This window comes from uncultured Kocuria sp., assembly GCF_947500125.1.
Taxonomy (GTDB): Bacteria; Actinomycetota; Actinomycetes; order Actinomycetales; family Micrococcaceae; genus Kocuria.
Map to the genome: position 1 here is coordinate 20,975 of NZ_CANMRA010000026.1, position 24,973 is coordinate 45,947.

Genomic DNA, 24,973 nt, shown 5'->3' on the forward strand with positions numbered 1-24,973 from the left:
CGGGTCTGCTCGGCGTCCGCCGGTCCGGTGGTCTGCTGCGGGGACGTCTCGTTCACGGGCGCTCCTCGTCGGGGTGCTCGAAGGCCTCCGGCTCAGGAGCCGCTCCGGGTGCCGGGGCGGACGCCGGCGGAGGCGTCGTGCCGGGGGCGTCGGCCGGCGCGGTCGCGCGGGCGGCGCGCTCGGCCAGGCCGAGGGCCTCGCGGCCGGCGCGGCGCAGCTTCTTGTCGGTGACGTCCCGCTCGCCCAGGGCCACGGGGGTCCAGGCCTGCAGGTCCTCCTCGCTGTACTCGGACTTGGAGGCCCGCCGCTTGGGCGCCAGCCGCTCGGAGCCGTCGGCGAGCCGGCGGGCGGAGAGCAGGAAGCCGGTGTGGGCGACCATGCGGTGGTCCGGACGCACGGCCAGGCCCTCGACGTGCCAGCCGCGGACCATGGTCTCGGAGGCGTCGGGCTCGGTGAAGCGGCCGTCGGCGCGCATCGCCTCGGCGGTGCGGGAGAGCTGGGTGACGGTCGCGACGTAGCACATGACCACCCCGCCGGGGGTCAGGGCCGTGGCCACGGCGTCGAGGCACTCCCACGGGGCGAGCATGTCGAGGACCACCCGGTCCACGGAGCCGGGCGCCTCGTGCTCGCCGAGCTCCTCGGCGAGGTCCCCGATGCTGATCTGCCACGCGGGGTGCGGGCCGCCGAACATGGTCTCCACGTTGCCCCGGGCGATGTCGGCGAACTCCGCCCGCCGCTCGAAGGAGTGCAGCCGGCCCTCGTCGCCCACCGCGCGCAGCAGGGAGATGGACAGCGCGCCGGAGCCGACACCGGCCTCGACCACCCGGGCGCCCGGGAAGATGTCGGCCATCGTGATGATCTGGCCGGCGTCCTTGGGGTAGACCACCGCGGCGCCGCGCGGCATGGACAGCACGAAGTCCTTGAGCAGCGGGCGCAGGGCCTGGTACCGGAAGCCCGCGGAGTTCTCGACCACGGTGCCCTCCGGGCGGCCGATGAGCTCGCCGTGGCTGAGCACCCCGCGGTGGGAGTGGAACGCGCCGTCCTCCGCGAGCGTGACCGTGTTCATCCGCCCGCGCTCGTCGGTCAGCTGCACGCGCTCCCCGGCCCGGAAGGGCCCGCGCCGGTTGGCGGCGCCCCGCGGGGACGCGGGCGAGGGGTCGGCGGTCTGGTCAGCGGTTCCGGTCATCGGCTCACTCTCGGGGCGGGGCGGGGCGTGGTCTGGTCGGGTCGTGCGGGAGCCGGCGGATGCTCCGCCGGCCCGGGGTCCTCCCCCATTGTGTCACCGCGGCGCGGGGTGCCGCCGCCGGGGTGCCGCGGGGGCGGGCGCCGGGGGTCAGCCGGCCAGCAAGCGCTCGAGGGCCGCGCTGCGCAGCACCCCCACGAGCGCACCGCCGGGCCCCGTCACCACGTAGTGCGGGTACTCCCGGGCGGCGACCGCCCGCAGCAGCGACTCCTCGCGCAGCCCGGCCTCGAGCACCGCGTCGGCCGGCAGGTGCTGCAGCACGGACGTCAGCGGGGTCTCCGCCCTCCGGTCCGCGGGCACCGCGTCGGCGGCGGCGGGCACGAGCAGACCCACCACCTGCCGGTCCGGGGACACCGCCAGCACGTGCGGGACCGGGGCGCCCGGACCGGCGGCGCGGGCGAGGTGGTCGGTGACCACCCGGTCGGTGTGGGCCAGGGTGGCGCTCGCGGGCACCGCCACGGCGGGCTCGGCGAGCGCGGCGGCGCTGACGCCGTGCATGCGGGAGAGGACGGCCGCCCCGCGCAGGGAGGCGCCGGCGCCCTGCCACATGAAACCGGCGATGAGGACCACGAGGACGAGCGCGACGGGCTGGCTCCACAGGCCGGTGAGGGCGGTCGCGGCGACGAGCCCCACGGCGAGAAGCCGGCCCGTCCAGGCCGCCACCACCGTGCCGTGCTGCTCCCGGCCCGTGACCGCCCAGACGAGGGCCTCGACCACGCGGCCGCCGTCCAGGGGCAGCCCGGGCAGCACGTTGAAGACGCCCACGATGAGGTTCGCCCACGTGGTGAGGTCGAGCAGCACCCAGCCGAGCGTGGGTTCGGGCTCCCCGGTGCGCAGCAGCGCCCATCCGGCCAGGCCGAGCGCGAGGTTGACGGCGGGTCCGGCCAGGGAGACCGCGGCGGAGGCCAGCGGGGTGCTGCGCACGTCTCCGAAGTGGGTGTGGCCGCCGAGCAGGCTCAGCACGATCCGGCTCGTGGGCCAGCCGAAGGCCCGGCCCGTCCAGGCGTGGGCGAGCTCGTGCAGCAGCACGGACAGGGCCAGGGTGAGGGCGAAGCCGAAGGACGCGGCGTAGTTGAGCGCCCCCAGCCGGGGGTACGCCTCCATGAGCACGGGGGTGTAGAGGAGCACGGTGACCGCGGCGATGAGGAACCAGGACCAGGACAGGGTCACGGGCACCCCGCCGATCCTGCCGAGGGGGATGCCCTCGGTGCGGGTGCGGCTCACGCGCGGGTCCCGGGCACGAGCCGTCCGAGGTCCTCGGGGCCCACGCCGGCGAGGCTGGGCAGCACGAGGTCGGCGCCGGCGTCGTCGAGCGGGACCATGTTGGGCACGCCCACGGTGAAGATCCCCGCGGCGGTGGCCGAGCGGATGCCCGTGGGGGAGTCCTCGACGGCGACCATGCCGGTGAGCTCCAGCGGTCGTCCGGTCCGCTCGGCGAGCCCGGCGGCGCCGATCCGGTAGGGGTCGGGGGCCGGCTTGGCCGGGTGGCCGAGGTCCCCGGTGACGACGACGTCGAAGACTCCCGGGCCGCCGAAGGCGTCGAGGACGACCTCGGCCAGGGGGGTCTCGCTGCTGGTGACCAGGGCCAGGGGCACGTCGCGCTCGCGCAGGGCGGCGACGAGGTCCAGCGCCCCCTCCTTGTACACGACCCGGTCCCGGGTGCGGGCGGCGACCCGGGCGATGAGCCGGTCCACGATCTCCCGGACGCCCAGGCGGACCCCCTGGCGCTGGAACACGGCGGCCGCGTCCTCGAGGCCGGTGCCGACCATGGCCAGGGCGTCGGCCTCGGTCCAGGTCCCCCCGTGGGAGCGGACCAGCTCGATCTCGGCCTCGATCCAGTAGGGCTCGGTGTCCACGAGGGTGCCGTCCATGTCGAACAGCACGGCGGTGGGCAGGAGCACGTCGGGGGGCGGGGGCGGGAGGCGGGACATGGCCTCCATCGTAGTGTCCGCAACACGGGCGTCCGCCTGCCGGGGCCTCTTGCCGTCGAAGTCGCTGCGCGTAGTGTGGGTGGCGTGAGCAACGACTTCGACGAGACGTTCCCCCGTCCCCAGGCCGGCCCGTTCGGGGTGGTCCGCGAGGACGGTGACCAGGAGCGCGTGACGGTGCTGGTGGCGGCGTTCGAGGGGTGGAACGACGCCGGGGACGCCGCCACGGACGCGGTGCAGTTCCTGGCCGGCCACTACGGGGCGAAGGACGTCTTCGAGGTCACGTCGGACGACTACTACGACTACCAGTTCTCCCGTCCCATCGTGCGCCGGGCCGCGACCGGCGAGGTGAAGATCGTCTGGCCCACGACCCGGCTCTCCACCGCCACCGTGCCCGGCACCAACCTCGACCTCGTGCTGCTGCACGGCTGGGAGCCCTCCTACCGGTGGCGCTCCTTCACCGCGGAGCTGCTCGAGCAGGCGACGCTGCTCGACGTGGACTTCGTGGTGATGGTCGGGGCGCTGCTCGCCGACGTGCCGCACACCCGGCCCATCCCGGTGACCAAGACCTCCGACACCGCCGAGCTCCAGGAGGAGCTGGGCATCGACTCCTCCCAGTACGAGGGGCCCACCGGCATCGTGGGGCTGCTCTCCCACATGGCGTCCCTGGGCGGGTTCCCCACGGTCAGCCTGTGGGCGGCGGTGCCCCACTACGTCGCGCAGTCCCCCTCCCCGAAGGCCGAGCTGGCCCTGCTGCGGGAGCTCGAGGAGCTGCTGAGCATCACGCTGCCGCTGGACGCCATCGCCGAGGACGCCGAGGCGTGGGAGCGGGGGGTCAACGAGCTGGCCTCGGACGACCCCGAGATCGCCGCCTACGTCCAGCAGCTGGAGGAGGCCAAGGACACCACGGACCTGCCCGAGGCCACCGGGGACGCGATCGCCAAGGAGTTCGAGCGCTACCTGCGCCGGCGCCGCGACGAGAAGTGAGCGCGCACGGCCCCCGGGAACGGGCGCCGTGCGCCGAGGGGCGGCACCCCGTCACGGGTGCCGCCCCTCGGCGTGCCGCGGGAGCGGTCCCGGGACGGGCTCAGAGCTCGATGCCGAGCCGGGCGTCCACGAGGTCCCGGACCAGCCGGGCGTCCGCCCCGCAGGTCCCCGGGGTGCCGCCGGTCAGGGCGCCGGCGGCCCAGGCGTCCAGGGCGGCCAGCGCCGTGGGGGCGTCCAGGTCGTCGGCCAGGGCGGTGCGCACGGCCTCCAGCAGCGGGGCCGCGCTGCCCTCCGGGGCCACGGCCAGGGCGCGGCGCCACGCGTCCACGCGGGCGACGGCGCCGGCGAGCACGAGGTCGGTCCAGTACCAGTCGTCGGTGTAGCGGTGGGCGAGGATCGCGGTGCGGATCACGGCGGGGTCCACGCCCTGGGCCCGCAGCGCGGACACGAGCACGAGGTTGCCCTTGGACTTGGACATCTTCTCGCCGTCGAGCCCGACCATCCCGGTGTGCAGGAAGTGCTGGGCCATGGGCTTGCCGGTCAGGGCCCAGCAGTGGCCGGCGCCCATCTCGTGGTGCGGGAAGACGAGGTCCGAGCCACCGCCCTGGACGGTGAACGGCGCGGGCAGGTACTCGAGGGCGATGAGCGAGCACTCGATGTGCCAGCCGGGGCGACCCGATCCGAGGGACGCGCCGTCCCAGGCGGGCTCACCGGGGCGCTCCACGCGCCACAGCAGCGGATCCAGCCGGTGCCGCTTGCCGGGGCGCTCGGGGTCCCCGCCGCGCTCCGCGAACAGCGGCAGCATCTCCTCGGGGGTCAGGTGGGAGACGTCGCCGAGCACCCACGCGTCGGCGTCGTCGCTGGGCAGCGCGCCGGCGGCCTCCACATCGAAGTAGACGTCGCCGTCGGGCTCCCCGTCCTGGCCCGGGACCCGGTAGGCGAGCCCGCGCGCCACGAGGCGCTCGACAGCGGGCACGATCCAGCCGACGGCCTCGGTCGCGCCCACGTAGTGCTGGGGCGGGAGGACGTTGAGCGCGCTCATGTCTGTGCGGAACAGCTCGGTCTGCTCGGCGGCCAGCTCCCGCCAGTCCACGCCGGTGGCCCGGGCCCGCTCGAGCAGGGGGTCGTCCACGTCGGTGACGTTCTGCACGTAGTCCACCGGGGTCCCCGCGTCCAGCCAGGCGCGGTGCAGCAGGTCGAAGGCCACGTAGGTGGCCGCGTGGCCCATGTGGGTCGCGTCGTACGGGGTGATCCCGCACACGTAGAGGCTCGCCCGCTCCTGCCGGGGCAGCGCCACCCGCCGCCGCAGCCGGGTGTCCTGCACGACGGGCAGGGGGGCCTCGCCGGGGAGGTCGGGGACGGGTCGGGCGGACCAGGCTTTCATGCTCACCTCGGGTGGTTCGGGGATCGGACGTCGGCGGCGCGGGGCCTCACCCAACCTACCGGACCCGCCGGCGCACCCGGTCCGCCGGGTGACGCAGGGCTCAGGCGCTGATGACCCCCAGGCCCAGGAGCACGAAGATGGCCAGCCCCAGCGCGATGCGGTACCACACGAAGATCGTGTAGCTGCGGTTGGAGATGTAGTGCATGAACCAGCCGATGATCACGTACGCCACCACGAACGCGATGCCCGTGGCCACCAGCGTCTCCGTCATGCCGTAGGGCCCCGCCTGCGGCTGCCCCACGGTCTGGGCCAGCTTGTACAGCCCCGAGGCGAACACCGCCGGGATGGCCAGCAGGAACGCGTAGCGGGCGGCGGCCTCGCGGGTGTAGCCCATCAGCAGCCCCGCGGTGATCGTGCCCCCGGACCGCGAGACCCCCGGGATCAGGGCCAGCGCCTGCGCCAGCCCGAAGAGCACACCGTGCTTCACGGTGAGGTCGTCCAGGTGGCGGGTCTGCCGGCCGACCCGGTCCGCCACCGCCAGGATCACGCCGAAGACCACCAGCATCGTGGCCGTGATCCACAAGGAGCGGAACTCCGTGTCGATGTAGTCCTCCAGCAGCAGCCCGAGCACGCCGATGGGCAGGGAGCCCAGGATGATCAGCCACCCCATCCGGGCGTCCGGGTCCGAGCGCTCCACCCGGCCCACCAGCGACAGGGTCCACTGCGTGAGGATGCGGGCGATGTCCCGCCAGAAGTAGATGATCACGGCGGTCTCGGTGCCCAGCTGCGTGATGGCCGTGAACGCGGCCCCCGGGTCGGCGCTGTTGGGCAGGAGCTCCCCCACGATGCGCAGGTGCGCGGAGGAGGACACGGGGAGGAACTCGGTCAGGCCCTGGACGAGGCCCAGAATGATGGTTTCGATCCAATTCACCCGGCCACCCTACGGCACCCCCGGCGCCGCCGACGGCGGGACAGGCCCGGACACAGCAGGAACGGCCCGCGCGTGCGGGCCGTTCCTGCTGACGCGGCGACCGGGGCTCAGCGGCTGGAGCGTGCCCCGTCCGTGTCGTCGAGGTCCTCGTAGTCCTCCTCGTCGACGAGGTCCTCGTCGAGCATCTCGTTGTCCTCCAGGAGCTCCTCGTCGTCGTCCTCGTCCGAGTCGTCGTCGTCCGAGTCGTCGTCGGAGTCGTCCTCCTCCTCCGCGAAGACGGTCAGCGGGGTCACCTCGTCGTAGGCGTCGTAGAGCGCCTCCTCGTAGGCGTCGAAGGCGTCGGCGATGGCGATGTAGGCGCCGTCGACAGCGGGGTCGTCGTCGCTGCGGCGGTTGGACGCGGCGACGAGGTGTTCTTCGAAGGCGCTCACGAGCGCCTGCAGCGCGGCACGAGGATCATTGCTCATGGAGTAGACGTTAGCGCTATTCCGTGCAGAATGGGGACCGATGAGAGAACAAGTCCGGACCAGCACGGCGACCCTCACGAGGGACGCCGACCAGCGCTACGAGTACCTCCTGCTGACCGTGGCCCCGCACGAGCTGCTCAGCGACGCGCGGGCCCGGCTCAGCGAGCACGCCGAGTACGGCAAGTGGGAGCTGACCCGCTCCGTCCTGCTCTACGGCGGCACCCGCAAGTACTGGCTGCGCCGCCGGGTCATGCGCGTGGAGCGCACCGTCTGAGCCCGGGATCCAGGCCCCGAGGCCCCGTGCCCGACTGGGCTCAGCCGCCGATCGGGCCGAGCAGGGCCTTGGCCACGGCGGCGTGCACGGACTCGTTGTCGGAGGGGTGGTAGATCCCGGCGAGCACGTCCCGGTACAGCCGCTCCAGCTCCCGGCCCCGGGAGTACTGGGCCCCGCCGGAGGTGCGCATCGCGAGGTCGACGACCTGGCGGGCGGCCTCGGTGGCCCGGTGCTTGACCCCGGAGAACAGCAGGAACCAGCGGGGGCCGTGGTCCGGGGCCTCCGCGGAGCCGAGGGCGTCGACGTCCGCGCTGAGCCGCAGCAGCTGCAGCTCCACCCCGTCGCGCAGGAGCGCGGCCTCGGCGATTTGCCAGCGCACGTCGGGGTGCTCGGCATGGGACGCTCCTGCGCCGCGGGAGCGCCGGGAGCCCGCGATCTCCACGGCCAGCTCCACCGCCCGGTCCGCGATCCCGGTGTAGACCGCGGCCAGCAGCAGCTCGAAGCAGCCGAAGACGCCCCACACCACCGGGTCCGGGTTCGGTCCCACGGGGGTGCGCGTGAGCACCTGCTCCGCGGGCATCGGCACCGAGCGCAGCACCGTGGTGCGGGACTGGGAGGCGCGCATGCCCATGGTGTCCCAGTCGTCGAGGACCTCGATGCCCTCCGCCGCCCGGTCGAGGAGGCCGAACACGAGCGGGGCGCCGGGATCGGCGTCGTCGCGGGCGTGCACGAGAAGCCGGGTCCACACCGGTGAGAGCGAGGTGAAGATCTTCGTGCCCGTGATCCGGTACCCGTCCTCGGCGGCCTCGGCGGTGGTGGCGGCGTCGAAGAGCACGGAGTCGTTGCCGGCCTCGGAGATGCCGAAGGCGAAGATCTCCCCGGCCGCGGCCTGGTCGAAGATCCGATCCGCCCGGGCGTCCCCGCGCAGGCGCAGGGTGTGCGCCACGCCGACCAGGACGTGGTGCATGTTGATGCCCAGCGCCGTGGCGGGGGCGGCCGCGGCGAGGCGCCGCTGCGCGGCCACCGCCTGCTGCAGCGTGAACCCGAGGCCGCCCCGGTCCCGCGGCACCAGCATGAGCGGATAGCCGATGCGCACCAGGTCCGCGAAGTCCTCGTCGAAGAACCGGTTCTCCCGGTCGTAGCCGGCGGCGCGCTCGCGGAACGTCGCCAGCAGGTCGTCCGGAAGCAGGGTCTCGGGCACCAGGTCCCCGGCCGTCCGGTCGCCGGGCGACGGCGGCCGGGGCGGCGCGGGCTCGGGCTGCGTTCCGGTGGCGTGGTCCATCTCGCTCCTGTCGGCGGTGTCCTGGGGTCGTGGGGCCCCGGCCGACCGTGCGGTCCGGGACGGGCTCGGTCAGTACCGGCTCAGCAGCCGGTGCAGCACGCGGGAGCCGAACTCCAGGGAGTCCGTGGGCACGCGCTCGTCCACGCCGTGGAACATGGACGGGAAGTCCAGCTCGTCGGGCAGGCGCAGCGGCACGAACCCGTAGCCGGTGATCCCGAGCGGGTCCAGGGACTTGTTGTCCGTCCCGCCGGAGAGCATGTACGGCAGCACGACCGCCTCGGGGTCCTCGGCGTGCAGGGCGTCGACCATGGCGTCGACCACCGTGCCGGAGAACGGCACCTCCAGGGCGATGTCGTCGGACTCGAACTCGAAGGACACCCCGTCCCCGGCGAGCTCGGCGAGCTTCGCCAGCACGATCTCGCGCTGGCCCGGCAGGTAGCGCACGTCCAGCCCGGCCTGGGCCGAGCCGGGAATGACGTTGACCTTGTAGCCGGCCTCGAGCATCGTCGGGTTCGCCGTGGTCTGCAGGGTCGCGCCCACGAACCGGGCGACGGAACCGAGCTCGGCGAGGAGCCGCTGGGGGTTCTGCGGGTCGAACTCCACGCCCGTCAGCTCGGTGACCGAGTCCAGGAACGCCCGGGTGGTCTTGGTGAGCTCGATCGGCCACTGGTGCTCACCGATGTTGGCCAGCGCCCTCGAGAGCCGGGTCACCGGGTTGTCGTCGTTGATCTGGGACCCGTGCCCCGCCGTTCCCTGCGCGTTGAGGCGCAGCCACATGAGGCCCTTCTCCGCCGTCTGCAGCAGGTAGGCCCGCCGGCCGCCGATGGTGGCCGAGTACCCGCCGACCTCGCTGATGGCGTCCGTGACGCCGTCGAAGAGCCCGCGGTGGTGCTCGGCGATCCAGTGGGAGCCGTACACCATGCCGGCCTCCTCGTCGGCGAAGAAGCCGAAGACGATGTCCCGCCGCGGCCGCTGCCCGGTGCGCACCATGTGGCGCAGCACCGAGATCATCATGGCGTCCATGTCCTTCATGTCCACGGCCCCGCGGCCCCAGATCATGCCGTCCCTGAGCTCGCCCCCGAACGGGTCCACGGACCAGTCGGCGGCGATCGCGGGCACCACGTCGAGGTGGCCGTGCACGAGCAGGGCGTCGGCGGAGGGGTCGGTGCCCTCGATCCGGGCGAAGACGTTGGCCCGGCCGGGCGCGGACTCGAGGACGGTCGTCGCGAGACCCACCTCCTCGATCAGCCCGGCCACGTACTCGGCCGCCCTCCGCTCCCCCTTGGCGTCGCCGCTGCCGTAGTTGGAGGTGTCGATGCGGATGAGGTTGCGGCAGATCTCGACGGTCTCGCCCTCGGGCGACGACGCGGCCGCGGCGGTGGGAACGGTCTGCGGATCGGTCATGGCGGTCCTTCCTGGAGTGCCTGGTGGGCGGGGCAGGGCGCGGGGGCGCTCAGCGGATGGCGGTGTCGCGGCCGGGGTAGCGCAGCAGCACGAGGCGGCCGGACTCCTCGACCACGACGACCTCCTCCGTCTCCTCGGGGGTGTCCTCGGGGGCGACCTCGAGCCGGTACCCGTCCGGGGTCCCGACGGCGTCGCCCTGGACGACGAGCGTCTCGTAGCGGGAGGTGTCCGGGTGCCAGCGCTCGAGGTAGACGGGGCAGTACTGGGAGTTCCCCTCCATGGCCCGGTGCACGAAGTCGTGGGACAGCAGCCCGCAGGCGCTCTCCCAGTCGCGCTGGGCCATCGCGTCGACGAAGGCCCGGGTGGTGCCCTCGGGGGTGTCGAGGTCCGGCCCGCACCCGGTCAGGCCCACGGCGACGGCGGCCAGGCACAGCCCCAGCGGGCGCCGGACGCCGGTGGCGCGGATGGCGTGGACGGTCATCGGACTCCTCTCCGGGTGAGCTCCTTCAGCCTATCGTTCCCCGGGCCTCGGACCGCCCGGCGCACGGACGTCGTCCCGAGCCGCCCCCGGGGAGCCGTGGCCGCCGATCTCGCGCCGACGCCGCGGCCGGCGTCCCGGCACCTGCACGAGGGGCGTCCCGGCGCTCACGGACCTCGTGCCGGAGGATCGAGAACCGCTCACTATAACCACGGGAATACGGGCCGGTCGGTACATTCCGTGATGTCGCCGTTATTGTTCCGTGATAGACGAAACAATTTCACACATTTCCTATTTGCAATAGAAATTCCCTAGCATTCCCCTGGGCGACTTCCCCAGCCCAATCTGTCTCGTCGTCCGGCCGGACGACGATAGCCCCCCGCCGCGCGGAACCCCCCAATTTTTCCGTGCGTGCAGACAGACCAGGAAGCAGAAGCACCCATGGCGAAACACCGCTGCGCCCCCGCGCGCCGTCAAGGCCGCATGGCCGCCCTGGCCCTCTCCGCCGGCATCGGCGTCACCACCCTCGCCGGCACCTCGCTGCTGGCCGGTCCCGCGGCCCATGCCGCCGCGCAGGACATCGTGGCGGTCGACGCGGCCACCCGTCAGGCCGACGCCCAGCTGATCCTCGACGAGATCAACCGGTACCGCGAGTCCCTCGGCGTGAAGCCGCTCAAGTACTCCGCCACGCTCTCCCAGGTGGTGCAGAAGGAGTCCGACCGGCAGGTGGTCGAGGAGAAGTTCTCCCACAGCACCTCCTTCCTCACCGACCCCCGCACCGGGCCCTGGACCAGCGCCAACGAGGTCATCGCCCTGGAGCACCACCGGGACGTGAGCGCACTGGTGAAGTGGTGGAAGTCCTCGGCCGCCCACGACAAGGCGATCAAGGACCCCCGCCACGAGGTGATCGGCATCGGTCTCAGCTACGCGGACGGCCGGCTCGAGAACACCGGTCAGCCCTGGCAGGTGCTCTCCACCGTCAACCTCTACGGGTACGCCAACGGCGGCGCCCCCGCGGACGCCTCGACGCGCGTGACCGGGGCCCCGGCCTACAGCTACGAGACCTCACAGCCCGTCCAGAGCCCCGCGGGCTACGGCGTGGCCGGTGCCATCGGCGCGAAGTACCACGCCCTGGGCGGCGCCTCCGTCCTCGGGCAGCCCGTGATGGCGGAGCGCGGCGGTCTGCGCGCCGGGGGCGCCTATCAGGAGTTCTCCCTGAACGGGCGCAAGACCACCCTGTACTGGAGCCCCGCCACCGGCGCCCACTGGGTCGAGAACCCCACGGCCATCGGCCAGAAGTTCGTGGCGGCGGGACGGGAGAACGGCTACGGCTTCCCGACCACGGAGGAGCGCCGGCTGGCCGACGGGTCCTCCTACCAGGTCTTCTCCCGGGACGGCGTCCTCACCAAGGTGATGTGGACCCGCGCCCACGGGGCGCGTGCGGTGAACGAGACCGGCGCCATCGGCCGCGCCTGGAAGGCCGCCGGCTTCGAGCGGGGCTACGGCTACCCGGTCACCGACCCGATCCGCTATGGGGACACCGTCTACCAGCGCTTCTCCAACGGCTACCGGGTGAACTGGTCCTCGACCACCGGTCAGGTGTGGGTCACCGGGTGGTGACCCGCGGCGCCCCGGGGCACGGTCCCCGGGGCGCGGTCCGGGAACCGTGCTCAGTGCCGAACCGTGCTCAGTGCTCGAGCACGATCTTGCCGAAGTGCCGCGCGGACTCCATCTCCCGGAAGGCGTCGGCGGCCTCCGCCAGGCGGTGCCGGCGGTCGATCACCGGGCGCAGACCGGTCGCCTCGAGCGCGCGCACGAAGTCGGCCTGGTCCCGCCGGCTGCCCACCAGCAGCCCCTGGAGCCTCGCCTGGCGAGCCATGAGCATCGCCGTGGGGACGTCTCCGGCCGCGCCGGTGAGCACGCCGATCAAGGAGATGTGGCCGCCGACCCGCACGGCCCGGATGGACTGGGCCAGCGTGCCCGGCCCGCCGACCTCGATCACGTGGTCCGCGCCGCGACCGCCCGTGAGCTCCTGGACCACGCGACCCCACTCGGGGGTCTCCCGGTAGTTGATCACATGGTCCGCGCCGAGCTGCCGGACACGGTCGAGCTTGTCGTCGGACGAGGACGTGACCACGACGGTGGCACCCATGGCCTTGGCGAGCTGCACGGCGAAGACGGAGACACCCCCGGTGCCCAGGGCCAGGACCACGTCGCCGGCCCGGAGCCCGCCCTCCACCACGAGTGCCCGCCAGGCGGTGACACCGGCCGTGGTGATGGTCGCGGCCTCGGCGTGCGACCACCCCGCGGGGGCGCGCGTGAACCACGTGGCGGGCCGCACCACCGTCTCACGCCCGTAGCCGTCGAGCCCGTCCCCGGGCACCCGCCGGAAGTTGCCGTCCACGGGCGGGCCGTCCTGCCACAGCGGGAAGAAGCAGGAGACCACGGCGTCGCCCTCTGCGAAGTCCTCGACGCCCTCCCCCACCGCCTCGACGACGCCCGCGCCGTCCGCCAGCGGGATCCTCCCGTCCTCGGTCCGGGTCCCGCCCGAGACCACGAGGTAGTCGTGGTAGTTCAGGGAGCTCGCGAGCACGCGGACGCGGATCTCCCCCGGTCCCGGGGCCCCGGGACCGGGCACGTCCGCGAGCTCGAGCCGGTCCAGGCCGCCGGGGGCGGAGACGGTCAGTTGCTTCATGGGTGGTCCTCCAGCAGGGGCGCGGTCATCGGTCGCCGCCCACGATAGCCGCCGAGCCCGGGCATGTCATCAGCACACTTCCCATTGGCCGGGCCCGGAGCACTCCTCCGGCAGGTTCCCCTCAGTTTCCCCTCAGTGGGCGCCCACCGCGCGGGCGTGCCGGGCCGCGGCCGCCGCGCCCTGCGTCCAGCGCTCCCCGTGGCCGGGCAGGACGGTGCGCGCCCCGGTGGCGGCCACCGCGTCGAGGGAGTCGAGGGCGACGGCGGAGTCGTTGGTCGCCGCGCCGGCGACGATCTGCGGGCCGCGCCGGCCGGTGTAGGGGTCCAGCGTCACGAGCGCGTCACCGCTGAGGACGGCTCCCCGGTCCGGCAGGTGCAGGACGCAGTGCCCGTCCGTGTGGCCCGGGGTGTGCACCGCTACGGGCCGGCCCGGGACCGGCAGGGCCGCACCGGTCCCGAGCGGCTGCAGCCCGCGGACGCCCCGGACCGCGAGGGCCCCGGCCGCCGCCATGCGCCCGAGCAGCGGCAGGGACCGCGGGTGGCTGACGGGGTAGAGGAACCGGTTGCGCTCGGGCCGGTACCGGTAGGGGTGGGCGGCCAGCCGCGCGTCGTCCGGGTGGCCGAGCACGGGCAGCCCCCACTCCTCCTGGGCGCGGCGGGCGAAGCCCATGTGGTCGAAGTGCGCGTGCGTGAGCACCAGGGCCCTGACCTCGTCGGGGCGCCGGCCCCGCTCCTCGAGTCCTTCGAGCAGCATGGGCCACATGCTCGGCAGGCCGGCGTCGACGAGGGTGACGCCGTCCTCGTCCTCGATCAGATAGCAGTTGACGTGGGCGTGGGTGACGCGGTGGACGCCGTCGGCGACTTCGGGGGTGAACATCGGTCTCCTCACTCGATCAGTGTGCTGATCATACCTGCCGGACCACGACACCGGCCCGGGGACGGCCCCGCCGGACGGGGTGCCCGGTAGCATGGGTCCCACCACGGCCCCGGCCCACGGATCCCCCGGTCCGCCCGGAACAGGCCCTGGCTCCCCCGGCCTGCCCCCGAAAGGTCCCGCTGTGATCGACCAGCGTCCCGATGCCCTGCCCTCCGTGGAGATCGTCGCCGTCCCCTTCCACCGGTTCCGCCGGCGCCGCTGGGCCATGACCTTCGTCCCGGCCGGCGGCGGCGACACCGTCCGCCGCACGTTCCCGGACTTCCGGGACGCCGTGGCCGCCGCCCGCGCCCTGGCGCTGGACCAGCGGGCCTCCGTCGGCTTCTGAGCCCGCCCGGGAGCGCCCCGCCGGGCCCGGCCACGTGCCCGGTCCACCCGGGCGCTCGCCGGAGCGCCCGGGGTGGTCGGCGCGGGCGAGGGCCTCCCGGGTCACTCGGCGAGCGCCTCCACGACGATGTCGGCGACGGCCTGGCTCGACTGGGGGTTCTGCCCGGTGATCAGGTTGGCATCGCGGATGACGTGGCTGGACCACGCGGGTCCGGTCTCCACGACGGCTCCCTTCTCCCGCAGCACGGTCTCCAGGAACCAGGGGGTGTTCTCCCCGGTGCCGCCGCCGAGCTCCTCCTCGTTGGTGAAGGCGGTCAGCCTGCGGCCCGCGAAGAGGAACGTCCCGTCGTCCTGGGCGCTGAGCAGGGCGGCGGGGCCGTGGCAGAAGGGGGCGATGATCCGGCCGGCGCGGTCCGAGGCGGCCAGGATCCGGCCGAGCGAAGGGTCTCGGACGAGGTCCGCCATGGGGCCGTGGCCGCCGGGCAGGACCACGGCGTCGTAGTCGGTCTCGTCGACGTCGGCCAGGACGCGGGGCGCGGCGAGCTCCGCGTCGATCTCCTCGAGGTAGGCGCGGAACTCGTCGGCCCGCTCCCGGCCCCCGGTCATGTCCGGGGCGAGGCTGGCCTGGTCCACGGTGGGACGGCGCCCGCCCGGGGTGGCGAGGTCGACCGTGTGCCCGGCCCGGCGCAGGGTCCGGTGGGCGACGACGAGCTCCTCCGCCCAGAAGCCGGTGGGGTGCTCGGTGCCGTCCCGCATGGTGAGGGAGTCGGCGGCCGAGGCGATCATGAGAACACGGGCCATGATGGGTTGCTCCTCAACTGTGGTGTGCGTTCCGGTGGGGCGTCCGGGTGGGCCGGGGCGGGTCAGCCCGCGGCGGTGAGCTCCTCGTAGGTGGCGTCGTCGAGCTCGAGGTGCGCGGCACCCATATTCTCCTCGAGGTGCTCGAGGGAGGCGGTGCCGGGGATGGGCATGATGACCGGGGAGTGCCGGAGCAGCCAGGCGAGGGCGACCTGGGCGGTGGTGGCGCCGAGCCGCTGGGCGGCCCGGTCGACGGGCCCGCCCGGGCGGGCCAGTTCCCCGGCGGAGATCGGGGCCCAGGGGATGAAGCCGATGCCGTGCTCCGTGGCGTGGTCCAGGACGTCCTGGGAGGCGCGGTCGGTGAGGTTGTAGCGGTTCTGCACCGTGGAGACGGTGAAGTGCCGTCCGGCGCTCACGAGCTGCTCGACCGTGACCTCGGACAGGCCCAGGGCCTTGACCTTGCCCTCCTGCTGGAGCTCCCGCAGGACGCCGAACTGCTCCTCGGCGGGGACGTCCGGGTCCACGCGGTGCAGCTGGAGCAGGTCGAGGGCGTCCACCCGGAGCTTGCGCAGGCTCAGCTCGGTCTGCTGGCGGAGGTACTCGGGCCGGCCGAGAGGGATCCACTTCCCCGGTCCGGTGCGGGCGAAGCCCACCTTGGTGGCGATGCGCACGCCCTCGGGGTAAGGGTGGAGGGCCTCGGCGATGATCTGCTCGCTGACGTCGGGGCCGTAGGCGTCGGCGGTGTCGATGAAGTCGACGCCGAGCTCCACGGCCCGGCGCAGCACGCGCACGGCGTTCGCGCGGTCGGCGGGCTCCCCCCACACGCCCTCGCCGACGATGCGCATGGCGCCGAAGCCGAGCCGGTGGACGGTGCCGAGGTCCGGGAGGTCGATGGTGCCGGGTACGGCTCGGGCGGTGGTCCGGGTGTTTTCCGTCATGCGAGCCGCAACGAGTCCGCCCGTGGGCTTATTCCGCTCCGGGGGGACGTGGATATGCTGACGGGGATTCCGGCACGACCGAGGAGGCCCCTGTGGACCAGGACACCCACGAGCACGACGGCGAGCGCCACGAGCAGCGCCCCGGCCGGCGCACGGTCGTGATCACGGGGGCCAGCGACGGCATCGGTGCCGCCGCGGCCCGCGAGCTGACGAGGCGGGGGCACGACGTCGTCGTGGTCGGCCGTTCGTCCGAGAAGACCGCGGCGGTGGCCGGTCCGCTCGGGGTCCGGCACTTCACCGCGGACTTCGCGCGCCTCGACGACGTGCGCCGCCTGGCCGCCGATCTGCGGGAGTCCGTTCCGCGGATCGACGTCCTGGTCAACAACGCCGGCGGGATCTTCGACCGCCGCGAGCTGACGCCCGACGGGCTCGAGAGGACGTGGCAGGTCAACCACCTGGCGCCCTTCCTGCTCACCCATCTGCTGCTGGACGGGCTCCTGGTGCGCGGAGCGGCGGTGGTCAACACCTCCAGCGTCGCGGCGCGCATCGGCCGGCTCTCGCCGGAGACCCTCGTGGACGACCGGCCCTGGTCCCCGCAGCGGGCCTACGCGGACACGAAGCTCGCCAACCTCCTGTTCACCCGCGGCCTCGACCGCCGCTACGGGCCGCACGGGCTGAGCGCCGCGGCCTTCCACCCCGGCGGCGTGGCGACGAACTTCGCCTCGGGCACCAGCACGGCCCTGCGGTTCCTCTACAGCACGCGCCCGGGCCGCCGGCTCATGCGCACCCCCGAGCAGGGGGCGGAGACCCTCGTGTGGCTGGCCGACGGCGCCGCCGGGCGGGACTGGCGCTCCGGGGGCTACTACGAGAAGCGCAAGCCCGCCCGCGCCCCGTCCCGGGCGGCCGACGACGCGCTCGCGGACGCCCTGTGGCAGCGCAGCGCGGAGCTCGTGGGCCTCACCCCGGGTCACCCGGCCGGCTGAGCACCAGGGCGTCGACCTTCGCCCAGAGCTGCTCGACCGTCCCGTCGTTGACGAGGGTGGCGGTGATCCAGTGCGGGTCGATGCCGGCTTCCGAGGGGTGCGGGTCGTCCGGGGCGGACGCCCCAGGGCGCACGACGTGCACCACCCGGCCCCCTTCGGCCGTGATGGCGGCCGCCTCGACGTCGAAGCGCACGTCCGTGAACACGACCGGCCCGTCGGTCCGCCGAGCCGTGTCCAGGCCGCGGTCCGCCCACACCGTCTCCCCGAAGACGGCCTTGCCGGCCTCGTTGCCGACCTTCTGCAGCAGCGTCCGGATCTCCCGGTGCACCGGGTCCCGCGCCTCGTCCTTGAGCAGACCCCAGTCCCCGCCCACCTCCGCCAGCACCGTCCCGAGACGCAGCGGCGCGCCCTCCCGGACGCCCACGAGGGGGTCCAGTTCGCTGAGGAACAGTCGCAGCGGGTCCGCGAAGGCGATCCGGGTGTAGCCGTGGGCGGCCACGAGGCGGTCACCGCACGTGTCCTTGCCCGACTGTTTGCGACCGTGCAACCCGATCAGTCGCGGACGGGGGTCCGGTTCCTGCGCCATGCGGAGCCTCCTCCGGTCGTGCGCGCTCGCGTTCCAGCGTACGGACGGCGGGGCGGGCGCGCACCGGGGAGGCACCGTCGTAGAATTGCACTATGATGTCGCGAGTGCAATATTCAGTGGGCCCTGGGGCCACCCGATGACGCAGGGAGCGCGGGAGCAGCGCATGCGGCGGACCCGCCGCGCGCTCGTCGCCGGCGCTCGCCGGCTGACCGCGGAGCGCGGGCTGAGCGGGTTCACGGTGGAGGAGCTGTGCGCGGAGGCGGGCATCTCCCGCCGGAGCTTCTTCAACTACTTCGCCTCCAAGGACGACGCCGTGCTGGGCACCCCTGCCCGGGACCCGCTCGACGCCTTCGGCGAGGACTTCGTCGCCGGTGGCTCCGCGCCGGACGGGCCTCCGCTGCTGACGGCCCTGCAGGAGCTGGTCGTGCGGTCCTTCCGGGTCATGGAGGGTCCTCACGACCGGTCTCTGCTGCTGGACGTCCTGCGCCGCGAGCCCGCGCTGCTGCAGCGGCTCACGGAGACCATGGAGCGCCGGCTGGCCGACCTGACCGCGCTCATCGCGCGCCGGCAGGGCTGCGGGGACGGCGACCCGTTCCCGGGCGTGGCGGCCGCCGTCGTCTCCCACCTGGCGGGGCACACCGTCCACGAGCTCCTCGGGACCCGGCCCGCGGGTGCCGACCCCGAGGAGTCCCCGCCCCTGGAGGAGTTCGCGGCCCTGCTGGCCCGCAACGTCCGGCTGGCCGGCGCCCTGTTCTCCCCCGCGCCGTCGGACACCACGTCAGACACCACGTCAGACACCACTTCAGACACCACTTCAGACACGACTCCAGACTCCGAAGGAACCCCATGACCACCACCCCGCCCGCGGCCGGCGCCCCGCTGCTGGTGCTGACCCAGAAGCGGATCTGGATCATCTTCTCCGCCCTCATCGCCGGGATGATGCTCGCCAGCCTCGACCAGACGATCGTCTCCACCGCCATGCCGACGATCGTCGGCGAGCTGGGCGGCGTGGAGCACCAGGCCTGGATCACTACGGCCTACCTGCTGGCCACGACCATCGTGATGCCCGTCTACGGCAAGTTCGGCGACGTCCTGGGCCGGCGCAACCTCTTCCTGATCGCCATCGCGCTCTTCACGCTCGCGTCGGTGGGCTGCGCCGTGGCCACCGGGTTCTGGCAGTTCGTGACCTTCCGCGCGATGCAGGGCCTCGGTGGCGGGGGCCTGATGATCCTCTCCCAGGCGATCATCGCGGACATCGTCCCGGCCTCCGAGCGCGGCAAGTACATGGGCCCGCTCGGCGGCATCTTCGGGCTCTCCGCCGTGGCGGGACCGCTGCTCGGCGGCTACTTCGTGGACCACCTCACCTGGCAGTGGGCCTTCTACATCAACATCCCCATCGGCATCGCCGCCTTCGCCATCGCCTGGTTCACCCTGACGCTCCCGCACCGTCGCGCGACCCGCAGGATCGACGTCGCCGGCGTCCTGCTGCTGTCCGTGGCGACCACCTGCCTGATCTTCTTCACCGAGTTCGGCGGCAGCGCCGAGCACGGCTGGGGCGAGGCCGCCACCTGGGCCTGGGCCGGCGGCATGCTCGTGGCCACGGCGCTGTTCGTGCGGAACGAGGCCCGGGCCGAGGACCCGATCATCCCCCTGGGCCTGTTCCGGAACCCGGTGTTCGTCAACGCCACCGCCATCGGCCTCACGCTGGGACTGGGGATGTTCGCGGCCATCGCGTTCGTGCCCACGTTCCTGCAGATGTCCTCCGGGACCTCGGCCGCGGAGTCCGGGCTGCTCATGGTCCCCATGATGGCCGGGCTGATGGCCACCTCGATCTGGTCCGGCCTCAGGATCTCCCGCACGGGCCGCTACAAGGGCTATCCGCCGGCGGGCACGCTCGTCACGGCGGCGGCCATGCTCGCCATGACCACCCTGGCCGCCGACACGCCGATCTGGCTGATCTGCGTCTACCTCCTCGTGCTCGGCGCCGGGCTGGGCCTGATCATGCAGGTCATCGTGCTCGTGGTGCAGAACGCCGTGGACCCGTCCATGGTGGGAACGGCCACGAGCACCAACAACTACTTCCGCGAGGTCGGCGCCGCCCTCGGCGTGGCGATCTTCGGGGCGATCTTCACCAACAACCTCTCCGAGAAGCTCACGGCCGTCTTCACCGGCGCCGGGGCCTCCTCGGCCCAGGCCGGGCAGGCGACCGCGACCCTGGACCCGCAGACCCTCGCGCAGCTGCCCGACCCCGTCCGCGAGGGGATCGTCGCCGCGTACGCCGACTCCCTCGCCCCGGTGTTCTGGTACCTCATCCCCTTCATGCTCCTGGCGTTCCTCCTCGCGGTGTTCCTCAAGCAGATCCCGCTCTCGGACACCGCCGGCATGGTGGCCCGCGGCGAGGCGATCGGCGGGGCGGAGGCCGCGGCGCACGAGGCCGCGCGCCGCGCGTCCCCCGCCGGCACCCCCGCTCCCTGACCGGCCCCGGCGCCCGGGCGAGCCGGACGGGAACTGGCCGAAAGACCATGTGCGAAAGGGAACGCCCTCGGTAGAGTGAGCCCGGGCCAGGCGTCCTCCGCCCGGCCCGGGCACCTCTGTCACCCCCCGGAAGGAACTGTCATGATCAGACTGGTCGGCGAGTTCGACGCGTTCTTCAACCCCAACTTCACGGCCATCCTCGGCATGTTCTTCGACCTGGTCCGCGCGGTGCTGATCGGCGGCTGAGCCCCGGTCCACCCCGCCCCGTCGGCGCCGCCGGAACTCCTCCGGCGGCGCCGACGCCGTCCGGGCCCGGGCCGTCCCGGAGGTTCCCGGGAGTCTCTCCCGACTGCTAGGTTCTGCGCATCAGGCACCCGGCGGACCGGCCGCCGCCGTAGCCCAGGCCCCGAGGAGGGTCCCGTGAGCCAGCACCACCACGCCGGCGGCGCCACCGGCATCGGCACCCGCGCCGTGGTCGTCCGCGGCGGCCCCACTCTGCGCACCGAGCGGCGCACCGTCGTCGACGAGACCGATCGGACCGTCACGGTCGACGACGGCACGCGGTTCGTCAAGGCCACAGGTCTCGAGCGGCACGCCCCGGAGCCCGGCACCGGCGAGCACGAGAACGCCTGGACCCCGACGCGTCTCGTCACCGAGGGCCACCCGGAGTTCGAGCAGCTGTGGGCCGACGCGGGGCTCAGCGCCTTCACGGACTCCGACCACGCCGCCTACGTGGAGGGGCTGATCGCCTCCAACCGGCTGGCGCGGCGCGGTGACGTGCACGCCCACTACGACGTGGCCGCCATCATCGACGAGCTCGCCGCCCTGCACCCCGACCTCGAAGCCGTCCCCGAGGACCTGTTCTGGGCGGTCGTCGACCGCCACGCCCGCGAGGAGGACCGGGACGACGCCCCGTGACGCCGCTGCCGCACCGGCCGCCCGGGTCCGTGCTCAGCGCAGGCGCCCGCCGGAGTGGCGCAGGTAGCATCCGGCGCACATCGACTCGTAGGACACCGCCACGCCGTCGATGGCCACCTGGTCGCCCTCGAACACCGGTGCCCCGTCCACCGTCCGGGCGTTGAACATCGCCTTGGAGCCGCAGCGGCAGATCGTGCGCAGCTCCTCGACGGTGTGGGCCACCGCCAGCAGGCGGGCCGCGCCGGGGAACGCCTCCGTGCGGAAGTCCGTGCGCAGCCCGTAGGCGAGCACCGGCACGCCGTCGAGCACCGCGATGCGCAGGAGGTCGTCGACCTGCGCCGGGGCGAGGAACTGCGCCTCGTCGACCAGCAGGCAGTGCACGGGTCCCTGCTCCTCGACGGCGGCGCGGAAGCGCTCGCGCGCCGCGTCGTCCGGGGCCAGGAGCAGGTCGACCTGACGGGACTCCCCCAGCCGCGAGACCACGGTGTCCGCGCCCTTCGAGTCGATCGCGGGCTTGGCGACCAGGACCTTCTGGTCGCGCTCCTCGTAGTTGTGCGCGGCCTGGATCAGCACCGTGGACTTGCCGGAGTTCATCGCCCCGTGCCGGAAGTAGAGCTTCGCCATCAGCGTGGCCTGGCGGAGGTGGTCATGCTGGTTCTCCTGGGATCGTGCCGGGTGGTGGGCGGACGGCAGGGGGCGCCGTGCGTGCCGGTGAACACCCTACGTCGGCACCGTCCGGTGGTCGGCGCGGCCGCGGACGCCCGCTAGCCTGGAGTCCATGGGCTGGCACATCGGCACCTCCGGGTGGAGCTACGACCACTGGGAGCACGTCCTCTATCCCCCGGGCACGGCCCCGGCGGAACGCCGGGAGCTCTACACCCGGGTCTTCTCCACCGTGGAGCTCAACGCGAGCTTCTACCGCTGGCCGCGGAACACCACCTTCGCCGGGTGGAACCGGCGACTGCCGGAGGGCTTCCGGATGACGGTCAAGGCCCCCCGCGGGCTGACGCACGCGAAGAAGCTCTACGCGCCCGAGACCTGGAGCCGGCGGATCGCGGAGTCCTGGCACGAGCTGCGGGACCGTCGCGGGGTGCTGCTCGTCCAGCTGCCGCCGGCGCAGGCCCGCGACGACGCGCGTCTCGACTGGTTCCTGGCCGGACTGCCCGAGTGGATCCCGGTCGCGGTGGAGTTCCGCCACGACAGCTGGGTGCACCCGGAGGTGTTCGATCTGCTCCGGCGCCACGGCGCGGCATACTGCGTGATGAGCGGGGCGGGGCTGCCCTGCGTCCTGGAGGCCACGGCTCCGTTCGTCTACGTCCGCTTCCACGGCCCCGACCAGCACCACCTGTACGCGGGGTCCTACCCGGACGAGGACCTGGCCTGGTGGGCGGACCGGATCCGGGAGTGGCACCACGACGGCCGCGAGGTGTACGCGTACTTCAACAACGACGGCGACGGCCACGCCGTGCGCAACGCCCTGACACTGCGCGGGCTCCTCGAGGGCGGCTGAGGAGCGCCCGGGGGCCGGGTGCGCCCGCGCGCGGTCAGCGCCGGACGCCGGGCCTGCCCCAGGAGCACGGGCCGAGGTGCTCCTCGGTCGGCCCCAGGTGCTCGACCTCGCTCAGGGGCAGCAGGGCGCCGGGGCTGTGCCCGTCGGACTCGCAGCGCACGACCACGACCATGGCCAGCTCGGCGGGCTCGTACGGGGCGCACAGGACGGTCTCGCCGGCGCGCAGATCCAGACCCGGCCGGTCCACCTGCATCCGGTAGCGCGAGAGCCGGGGCGGCGCGGCGGCGGATCGTTCGGGACGGGGGGCGGGACTCAGACTGGCAGCAGTCACGGTGGGGGACCTCCTGGTGATCGGATGCACCGGGGTCGTGGGACTCCGGTGCCGGTGGGGGTTGCTCGACATCGTCGTCCGTGTCCAGGATACGGGTCCGGAGGTCCTGCACTAGCCGGATCGGCAGGTGATCCGAGTCGCAGCTCTGCCCGTCCCACTGGGGGCGACGCGGCGCCGGGACGGCTCGCGGAGCCCCGGAGGGCGTTCGGCCGGGGGCGCCGGGGCACGGGGGCCGGCCGGGCCGGGCATAGGATCGGGCCATCACCGCCGAGCAGGACAGGAGCCGGAGATGGACCGCTACCAGGAGCCCGCGGACCGCGACGAGGCCTACGCGGAGACGAGCCAGGAGAGGCTGGGCGTGCGCGACGAGGACTGGCTGACCGCCACCACGGACGAGAACAACAGGCGCGAGGAGAGCGGGCCCGAGGAGGCAGAGGACGACGTCGTGCCGCCGGAGGACCCGGAGACCGGTCTTCCCACGGACGACGAGTAGCCGTCGGCCGGCCCTCGGACACCGTCCCGGGTTGCACTGCCCGGGCGGTGTCTTCCACCATGGAAGGCCTGCCTCCGGCACCGGGAGGCGGAACGTGTTGAAGGCCCGGTCCCTCTGCTCATCGCAGGGGCCGGGCCTTCGCAGTTCCGGTGCCCCGGAAGCCGCTGGTGCTCGCCGCTCCGGGCGGTTCAGCGGCTGTGGGCGTACAGGTCGCGCAGCAGGGCGATCTCCGCGCCGTGATGGATCAGCTCCCGGTTGATGTGCAGCACCAGCGCGAGCATCGGGAGGTCCCCGTACGGGCCCTCCCCCGGGCCGCACGGGCGGGCCAGGTCCGCCTCCGACAACGAGTGCACCCCGGTCGTCCAGCGGGCGAACTCGCGGTCCAGCTGGGCCAGTCCCGCCTCGGCGGTACCGGCGTACGCCCAGTTCTCGTAGGAGGCCTCCGGGCCGGCGAAGTGCTCATGACTGCGCACCGCGAGGACGCCGACGACGACGTGCGCCAACCGCCAGGCGATGGTGGTGAACGGCGCGGGCACCGGCTCGGGGTAGGCGAAGTCCACCACGAACTCCCCGCTGCCCGTCTGCAGGGGCGTGCGCCGCTCCGTGCGGGGATGGACGGTCCACGCGGACCCTCCGGTCGGGTCGAAGACGTACTCCTCGTCGGTCAGGCCGGCGAGGCGGGGCCGCAGCTGCTGGGCCCAGTGCCAGTCGATCTGATCGGCGGCGCAGGCGGCGACGTCGAGGTCGGTCATGGTGGTTCCTTCCTGCTCGAGGTGGTTCCCGGCCGCGTCCCGCTAGGGCAGGTCGCTGTAGCCGACCTCGTACTCGGTCACGTCCAGGATGCGTGACCCCGACGTGGCCGCGGCACGTTCCCGGATCTGTTCCACGGCCTGCCGGGTGGCGACCAGGGCCTCCTCGTCCGCCCAGAAGGTGATGGAGACGGACCGACCGGTGGAGCGCTCCACCAGGCTCAGGGACCCGCGGTACCCGCGCAGCGCCTGGATGCCGGGGAGGACCTCGGAGCGCAGCGCGTCCAGGCCGGAGTCGTAGTCCTCCGGATAGGCGCCCTCGTAGGTACTGACCCGTGCGTACATCTGCGGCCTCCGCTCCCTGGTGCGGACAGGTTACGCATCCCGGGGACCGGACACCACCACCGAGAGGAAGATCGCAACTGCCGCAGCTGCAGCTGCGAGGCCACGGCAGGCCGGTCGGGGAAAGCCCGCTCGTGACCTGCGGGGACGGGCGACCGCTCGCGATCCCCCGGCGGCCGCTCAGGCACCGTCCTGGGACCGGACGGAGGCACCGGGCTCGAAGATGGCCAACAGCTCCCCCACCTCGTGGCCGGCGGTGGCCGGATGACGGAAATGCTGGTGGGCGTCGACGGTGTAGTGGCTGCGCCGGCCCACCCGGTGCCGGGTGAGGTACCCGGCGTCCTCGAGGTCCTTGAGGATGGTGAGGGTGGCCCGGGCGGTGATGCCCACTTGGGCGGCGATCTCTGCCACCTTCATGTCCTGGGACTGGGCCACGGCCAGCAGGACGTGGCCGTGGTTCGTGAGGAACGTCCACGCCGGGCGCCGCGCCCCTGCTCCGCCGGAACTGTCCGGGGTG

The 24,973-nt window shown here is 73.5% G+C and carries 29 protein-coding genes; 10 read left to right on the forward strand and 19 right to left on the reverse strand.

Annotation, left to right across the window (positions count from 1 at the left end):
* Positions 1-52 precede the first annotated feature (52 nt).
* From Q0817_RS15340 to Q0817_RS15350, 3 genes are all read right to left on the reverse strand, one after another.
* Positions 53-1,186 (reverse strand): tRNA (adenine-N1)-methyltransferase, encoded by a 1,134-nt coding sequence (locus tag Q0817_RS15340; protein WP_298590082.1) that lies wholly within the window; start codon positions 1,184-1,186, stop codon positions 53-55.
* Between the two features lie 147 nt (positions 1,187-1,333).
* A complete protein-coding gene (locus Q0817_RS15345) occupies positions 1,334-2,467 on the reverse strand; it encodes a site-2 protease family protein (RefSeq protein ID WP_298590085.1) in 1,134 nt (377 codons plus the stop codon).
* On the reverse strand, positions 2,464-3,174 hold the full coding sequence (locus Q0817_RS15350; protein ID WP_298590087.1) for an HAD family phosphatase: 711 nt from the start codon (positions 3,172-3,174) through the stop codon (positions 2,464-2,466). Before Q0817_RS15350 ends, Q0817_RS15345 begins: the two co-directional genes overlap by 4 nt.
* 75 nt (positions 3,175-3,249) lie before the next feature.
* Here Q0817_RS15350 and Q0817_RS15355 point away from each other — a divergent pair, with 75 nt between their 5' ends.
* Positions 3,250-4,158 carry a PAC2 family protein gene (locus Q0817_RS15355; protein ID WP_298590090.1) on the forward strand — a complete coding sequence of 303 codons (909 nt, stop codon included), beginning with the start codon at positions 3,250-3,252 and terminating at the stop codon, positions 4,156-4,158.
* 100 nt (positions 4,159-4,258) lie between these two features.
* On the opposite strand, the gene mshC is transcribed toward Q0817_RS15355, so the two are convergent.
* From mshC to Q0817_RS15370, 3 genes are all read right to left on the reverse strand, one after another.
* Positions 4,259-5,542 carry a cysteine--1-D-myo-inosityl 2-amino-2-deoxy-alpha-D-glucopyranoside ligase gene (mshC, locus tag Q0817_RS15360; RefSeq protein WP_298590093.1) on the reverse strand — a complete coding sequence of 428 codons (1,284 nt, stop codon included), beginning with the start codon at positions 5,540-5,542 and terminating at the stop codon, positions 4,259-4,261.
* A gap of 100 nt (positions 5,543-5,642) precedes the next feature.
* The gene (locus Q0817_RS15365) at positions 5,643-6,473 is read right to left on the reverse strand and encodes an undecaprenyl-diphosphate phosphatase (protein WP_298590095.1); all 831 of its coding nucleotides are present in this window, start codon (positions 6,471-6,473) and stop codon (positions 5,643-5,645) included.
* Positions 6,474-6,580: 107 nt separating this feature from the next.
* Complete coding sequence (locus Q0817_RS15370; protein WP_298590097.1) at positions 6,581-6,940, reverse strand: primosomal protein; 360 nt, start codon at positions 6,938-6,940, stop codon at positions 6,581-6,583.
* A gap of 40 nt (positions 6,941-6,980) precedes the next feature.
* On the opposite strand from Q0817_RS15370, the gene Q0817_RS15375 reads away from it, so the two are divergent.
* Positions 6,981-7,214, forward strand: coding sequence for a DUF5703 family protein (locus Q0817_RS15375; RefSeq protein WP_298590098.1), 234 nt, complete (start codon positions 6,981-6,983; stop codon positions 7,212-7,214).
* A gap of 40 nt (positions 7,215-7,254) precedes the next feature.
* Here the strand turns inward: Q0817_RS15375 and Q0817_RS15380 are convergent, their stop codons facing one another.
* The 3 genes from Q0817_RS15380 to Q0817_RS15390 all read right to left on the reverse strand — a co-directional run bounded on the left by Q0817_RS15380 (position 7,255) and on the right by Q0817_RS15390 (position 10,381).
* A complete protein-coding gene (locus Q0817_RS15380; RefSeq protein WP_298590101.1) occupies positions 7,255-8,496 on the reverse strand; it encodes an acyl-CoA dehydrogenase family protein in 1,242 nt (413 codons plus the stop codon).
* A gap of 69 nt (positions 8,497-8,565) precedes the next feature.
* The gene (locus Q0817_RS15385) at positions 8,566-9,900 is read right to left on the reverse strand and encodes a M20/M25/M40 family metallo-hydrolase (RefSeq protein ID WP_298590104.1); all 1,335 of its coding nucleotides are present in this window, start codon (positions 9,898-9,900) and stop codon (positions 8,566-8,568) included.
* Positions 9,901-9,949: 49 nt separating this feature from the next.
* The gene (locus Q0817_RS15390; protein ID WP_298590107.1) at positions 9,950-10,381 is read right to left on the reverse strand and encodes a hypothetical protein; all 432 of its coding nucleotides are present in this window, start codon (positions 10,379-10,381) and stop codon (positions 9,950-9,952) included.
* 438 nt (positions 10,382-10,819) lie between these two features.
* Between Q0817_RS15390 and Q0817_RS15395 the strand changes: the two genes are divergently transcribed.
* Positions 10,820-11,998 carry a CAP domain-containing protein gene (locus Q0817_RS15395; RefSeq protein ID WP_298590110.1) on the forward strand — a complete coding sequence of 393 codons (1,179 nt, stop codon included), beginning with the start codon at positions 10,820-10,822 and terminating at the stop codon, positions 11,996-11,998.
* Positions 11,999-12,065: 67 nt separating this feature from the next.
* On the opposite strand, the gene Q0817_RS15400 is transcribed toward Q0817_RS15395, so the two are convergent.
* Together Q0817_RS15400 and Q0817_RS15405 are read right to left on the reverse strand one after the other, a co-directional pair.
* Complete coding sequence (locus Q0817_RS15400) at positions 12,066-13,073, reverse strand: NAD(P)-dependent alcohol dehydrogenase (protein ID WP_298590113.1); 1,008 nt, start codon at positions 13,071-13,073, stop codon at positions 12,066-12,068.
* Positions 13,074-13,205: 132 nt separating this feature from the next.
* Positions 13,206-13,949 (reverse strand): MBL fold metallo-hydrolase, encoded by a 744-nt coding sequence (locus Q0817_RS15405; RefSeq protein ID WP_298590116.1) that lies wholly within the window; start codon positions 13,947-13,949, stop codon positions 13,206-13,208.
* 181 nt (positions 13,950-14,130) lie between these two features.
* On the opposite strand from Q0817_RS15405, the gene Q0817_RS15410 reads away from it, so the two are divergent.
* Complete coding sequence (locus tag Q0817_RS15410; protein ID WP_298590120.1) at positions 14,131-14,334, forward strand: hypothetical protein; 204 nt, start codon at positions 14,131-14,133, stop codon at positions 14,332-14,334.
* Positions 14,335-14,435: 101 nt separating this feature from the next.
* Here Q0817_RS15410 and Q0817_RS15415 read toward each other — a convergent pair whose 3' ends face one another.
* Both Q0817_RS15415 and Q0817_RS15420 read right to left on the reverse strand, forming a co-directional pair.
* Complete coding sequence (locus Q0817_RS15415) at positions 14,436-15,134, reverse strand: type 1 glutamine amidotransferase domain-containing protein (RefSeq protein WP_298590123.1); 699 nt, start codon at positions 15,132-15,134, stop codon at positions 14,436-14,438.
* Positions 15,135-15,196: 62 nt separating this feature from the next.
* On the reverse strand, positions 15,197-16,069 hold the full coding sequence (locus Q0817_RS15420; RefSeq protein ID WP_298590125.1) for an aldo/keto reductase: 873 nt from the start codon (positions 16,067-16,069) through the stop codon (positions 15,197-15,199).
* 92 nt (positions 16,070-16,161) lie between these two features.
* Here Q0817_RS15420 and Q0817_RS15425 point away from each other — a divergent pair, with 92 nt between their 5' ends.
* Positions 16,162-17,052 (forward strand): SDR family NAD(P)-dependent oxidoreductase, encoded by an 891-nt coding sequence (locus tag Q0817_RS15425; protein ID WP_298590127.1) that lies wholly within the window; start codon positions 16,162-16,164, stop codon positions 17,050-17,052.
* Here Q0817_RS15425 and Q0817_RS15430 read toward each other — a convergent pair.
* Positions 17,027-17,638 carry a hypothetical protein gene (locus Q0817_RS15430; protein WP_298590130.1) on the reverse strand — a complete coding sequence of 204 codons (612 nt, stop codon included), beginning with the start codon at positions 17,636-17,638 and terminating at the stop codon, positions 17,027-17,029. The genes Q0817_RS15425 and Q0817_RS15430 overlap by 26 nt on opposite strands.
* Before the next feature lie 136 nt (positions 17,639-17,774).
* On the opposite strand from Q0817_RS15430, the gene Q0817_RS15435 reads away from it, so the two are divergent.
* The 3 genes from Q0817_RS15435 (at position 17,775) to Q0817_RS15445 (ending at position 21,031) form a co-directional block, all read left to right on the forward strand.
* Entirely contained in the window at positions 17,775-18,488 is a 714-nt protein-coding gene (locus Q0817_RS15435; protein WP_298590133.1) for a TetR/AcrR family transcriptional regulator, read from the forward strand.
* A complete protein-coding gene (locus Q0817_RS15440; protein WP_298590136.1) occupies positions 18,485-20,113 on the forward strand; it encodes an MDR family MFS transporter in 1,629 nt (542 codons plus the stop codon). Before Q0817_RS15435 ends, Q0817_RS15440 begins: the two co-directional genes overlap by 4 nt.
* A gap of 420 nt (positions 20,114-20,533) precedes the next feature.
* The gene (locus Q0817_RS15445) at positions 20,534-21,031 is read left to right on the forward strand and encodes a hypothetical protein (protein ID WP_298590138.1); all 498 of its coding nucleotides are present in this window, start codon (positions 20,534-20,536) and stop codon (positions 21,029-21,031) included.
* A gap of 33 nt (positions 21,032-21,064) precedes the next feature.
* Here Q0817_RS15445 and Q0817_RS15450 read toward each other — a convergent pair whose 3' ends face one another.
* Positions 21,065-21,724: a thymidine kinase gene (locus tag Q0817_RS15450; RefSeq protein WP_298590208.1), complete on the reverse strand. Its 660-nt coding sequence runs from the start codon at positions 21,722-21,724 to the stop codon at positions 21,065-21,067.
* 85 nt (positions 21,725-21,809) lie between these two features.
* On the opposite strand from Q0817_RS15450, the gene Q0817_RS15455 reads away from it, so the two are divergent.
* On the forward strand, positions 21,810-22,541 hold the full coding sequence (locus Q0817_RS15455; protein ID WP_298590141.1) for a DUF72 domain-containing protein: 732 nt from the start codon (positions 21,810-21,812) through the stop codon (positions 22,539-22,541).
* 34 nt (positions 22,542-22,575) lie between these two features.
* On the opposite strand, the gene Q0817_RS15460 is transcribed toward Q0817_RS15455, so the two are convergent.
* Entirely contained in the window at positions 22,576-22,872 is a 297-nt protein-coding gene (locus tag Q0817_RS15460; RefSeq protein ID WP_298590144.1) for a hypothetical protein, read from the reverse strand.
* A 289-nt stretch (positions 22,873-23,161) separates the two neighbouring features.
* Between Q0817_RS15460 and Q0817_RS15465 the strand changes: the two genes are divergently transcribed.
* Positions 23,162-23,365: a hypothetical protein gene (locus Q0817_RS15465; RefSeq protein WP_298590147.1), complete on the forward strand. Its 204-nt coding sequence runs from the start codon at positions 23,162-23,164 to the stop codon at positions 23,363-23,365.
* A 188-nt stretch (positions 23,366-23,553) separates the two neighbouring features.
* Here the strand turns inward: Q0817_RS15465 and Q0817_RS15470 are convergent, their stop codons facing one another.
* The 3 genes from Q0817_RS15470 to Q0817_RS15480 form a co-directional block, all read right to left on the reverse strand.
* Positions 23,554-24,117, reverse strand: a complete 564-nt coding sequence (locus tag Q0817_RS15470) for a DinB family protein (RefSeq protein ID WP_298590150.1) — start codon at positions 24,115-24,117, stop codon at positions 23,554-23,556.
* A gap of 42 nt (positions 24,118-24,159) precedes the next feature.
* A complete protein-coding gene (locus Q0817_RS15475) occupies positions 24,160-24,459 on the reverse strand; it encodes a hypothetical protein (protein ID WP_298590153.1) in 300 nt (99 codons plus the stop codon).
* Positions 24,460-24,636: 177 nt separating this feature from the next.
* Positions 24,637-24,900, reverse strand: a complete 264-nt coding sequence (locus Q0817_RS15480) for a winged helix-turn-helix domain-containing protein (RefSeq protein ID WP_298590211.1) — start codon at positions 24,898-24,900, stop codon at positions 24,637-24,639.
* Positions 24,901-24,973 lie beyond the last annotated feature (73 nt).

Excerpts from the sequence above, each read along its gene's own strand:
- Q0817_RS15340 (WP_298590082.1), bottom strand. The coding sequence starts at position 1,186 with ATGACCGGAACCGCTGACCAGACCGCCGACCCCTCGCCCGCGTCCCCG.
- Q0817_RS15350 (WP_298590087.1), bottom strand. The coding sequence starts at position 3,174 with ATGTCCCGCCTCCCGCCCCCGCCCCCCGACGTGCTCCTGCCCACCGCC.
- mshC (WP_298590093.1), bottom strand. The coding sequence starts at position 5,542 with ATGAAAGCCTGGTCCGCCCGACCCGTCCCCGACCTCCCCGGCGAGGCC.
- Q0817_RS15370 (WP_298590097.1), bottom strand. The coding sequence starts at position 6,940 with ATGAGCAATGATCCTCGTGCCGCGCTGCAGGCGCTCGTGAGCGCCTTC.
- Q0817_RS15375 (WP_298590098.1), top strand. The coding sequence starts at position 6,981 with ATGAGAGAACAAGTCCGGACCAGCACGGCGACCCTCACGAGGGACGCC.
- Q0817_RS15380 (WP_298590101.1), bottom strand. The coding sequence starts at position 8,496 with ATGGACCACGCCACCGGAACGCAGCCCGAGCCCGCGCCGCCCCGGCCG.
- Q0817_RS15385 (WP_298590104.1), bottom strand. The coding sequence starts at position 9,900 with ATGACCGATCCGCAGACCGTTCCCACCGCCGCGGCCGCGTCGTCGCCC.
- Q0817_RS15390 (WP_298590107.1), bottom strand. The coding sequence starts at position 10,381 with ATGACCGTCCACGCCATCCGCGCCACCGGCGTCCGGCGCCCGCTGGGG.
- Q0817_RS15395 (WP_298590110.1), top strand. The coding sequence starts at position 10,820 with ATGGCGAAACACCGCTGCGCCCCCGCGCGCCGTCAAGGCCGCATGGCC.
- Q0817_RS15400 (WP_298590113.1), bottom strand. The coding sequence starts at position 13,073 with ATGAAGCAACTGACCGTCTCCGCCCCCGGCGGCCTGGACCGGCTCGAG.
- Q0817_RS15405 (WP_298590116.1), bottom strand. The coding sequence starts at position 13,949 with ATGTTCACCCCCGAAGTCGCCGACGGCGTCCACCGCGTCACCCACGCC.
- Q0817_RS15415 (WP_298590123.1), bottom strand. The coding sequence starts at position 15,134 with ATGGCCCGTGTTCTCATGATCGCCTCGGCCGCCGACTCCCTCACCATG.
- Q0817_RS15420 (WP_298590125.1), bottom strand. The coding sequence starts at position 16,069 with ATGACGGAAAACACCCGGACCACCGCCCGAGCCGTACCCGGCACCATC.
- Q0817_RS15430 (WP_298590130.1), bottom strand. The coding sequence starts at position 17,638 with ATGGCGCAGGAACCGGACCCCCGTCCGCGACTGATCGGGTTGCACGGT.
- Q0817_RS15435 (WP_298590133.1), top strand. The coding sequence starts at position 17,775 with ATGACGCAGGGAGCGCGGGAGCAGCGCATGCGGCGGACCCGCCGCGCG.
- Q0817_RS15440 (WP_298590136.1), top strand. The coding sequence starts at position 18,485 with ATGACCACCACCCCGCCCGCGGCCGGCGCCCCGCTGCTGGTGCTGACC.
- Q0817_RS15455 (WP_298590141.1), top strand. The coding sequence starts at position 21,810 with ATGGGCTGGCACATCGGCACCTCCGGGTGGAGCTACGACCACTGGGAG.
- Q0817_RS15465 (WP_298590147.1), top strand. The coding sequence starts at position 23,162 with ATGGACCGCTACCAGGAGCCCGCGGACCGCGACGAGGCCTACGCGGAG.
- Q0817_RS15470 (WP_298590150.1), bottom strand. The coding sequence starts at position 24,117 with ATGACCGACCTCGACGTCGCCGCCTGCGCCGCCGATCAGATCGACTGG.
- Q0817_RS15475 (WP_298590153.1), bottom strand. The coding sequence starts at position 24,459 with ATGTACGCACGGGTCAGTACCTACGAGGGCGCCTATCCGGAGGACTAC.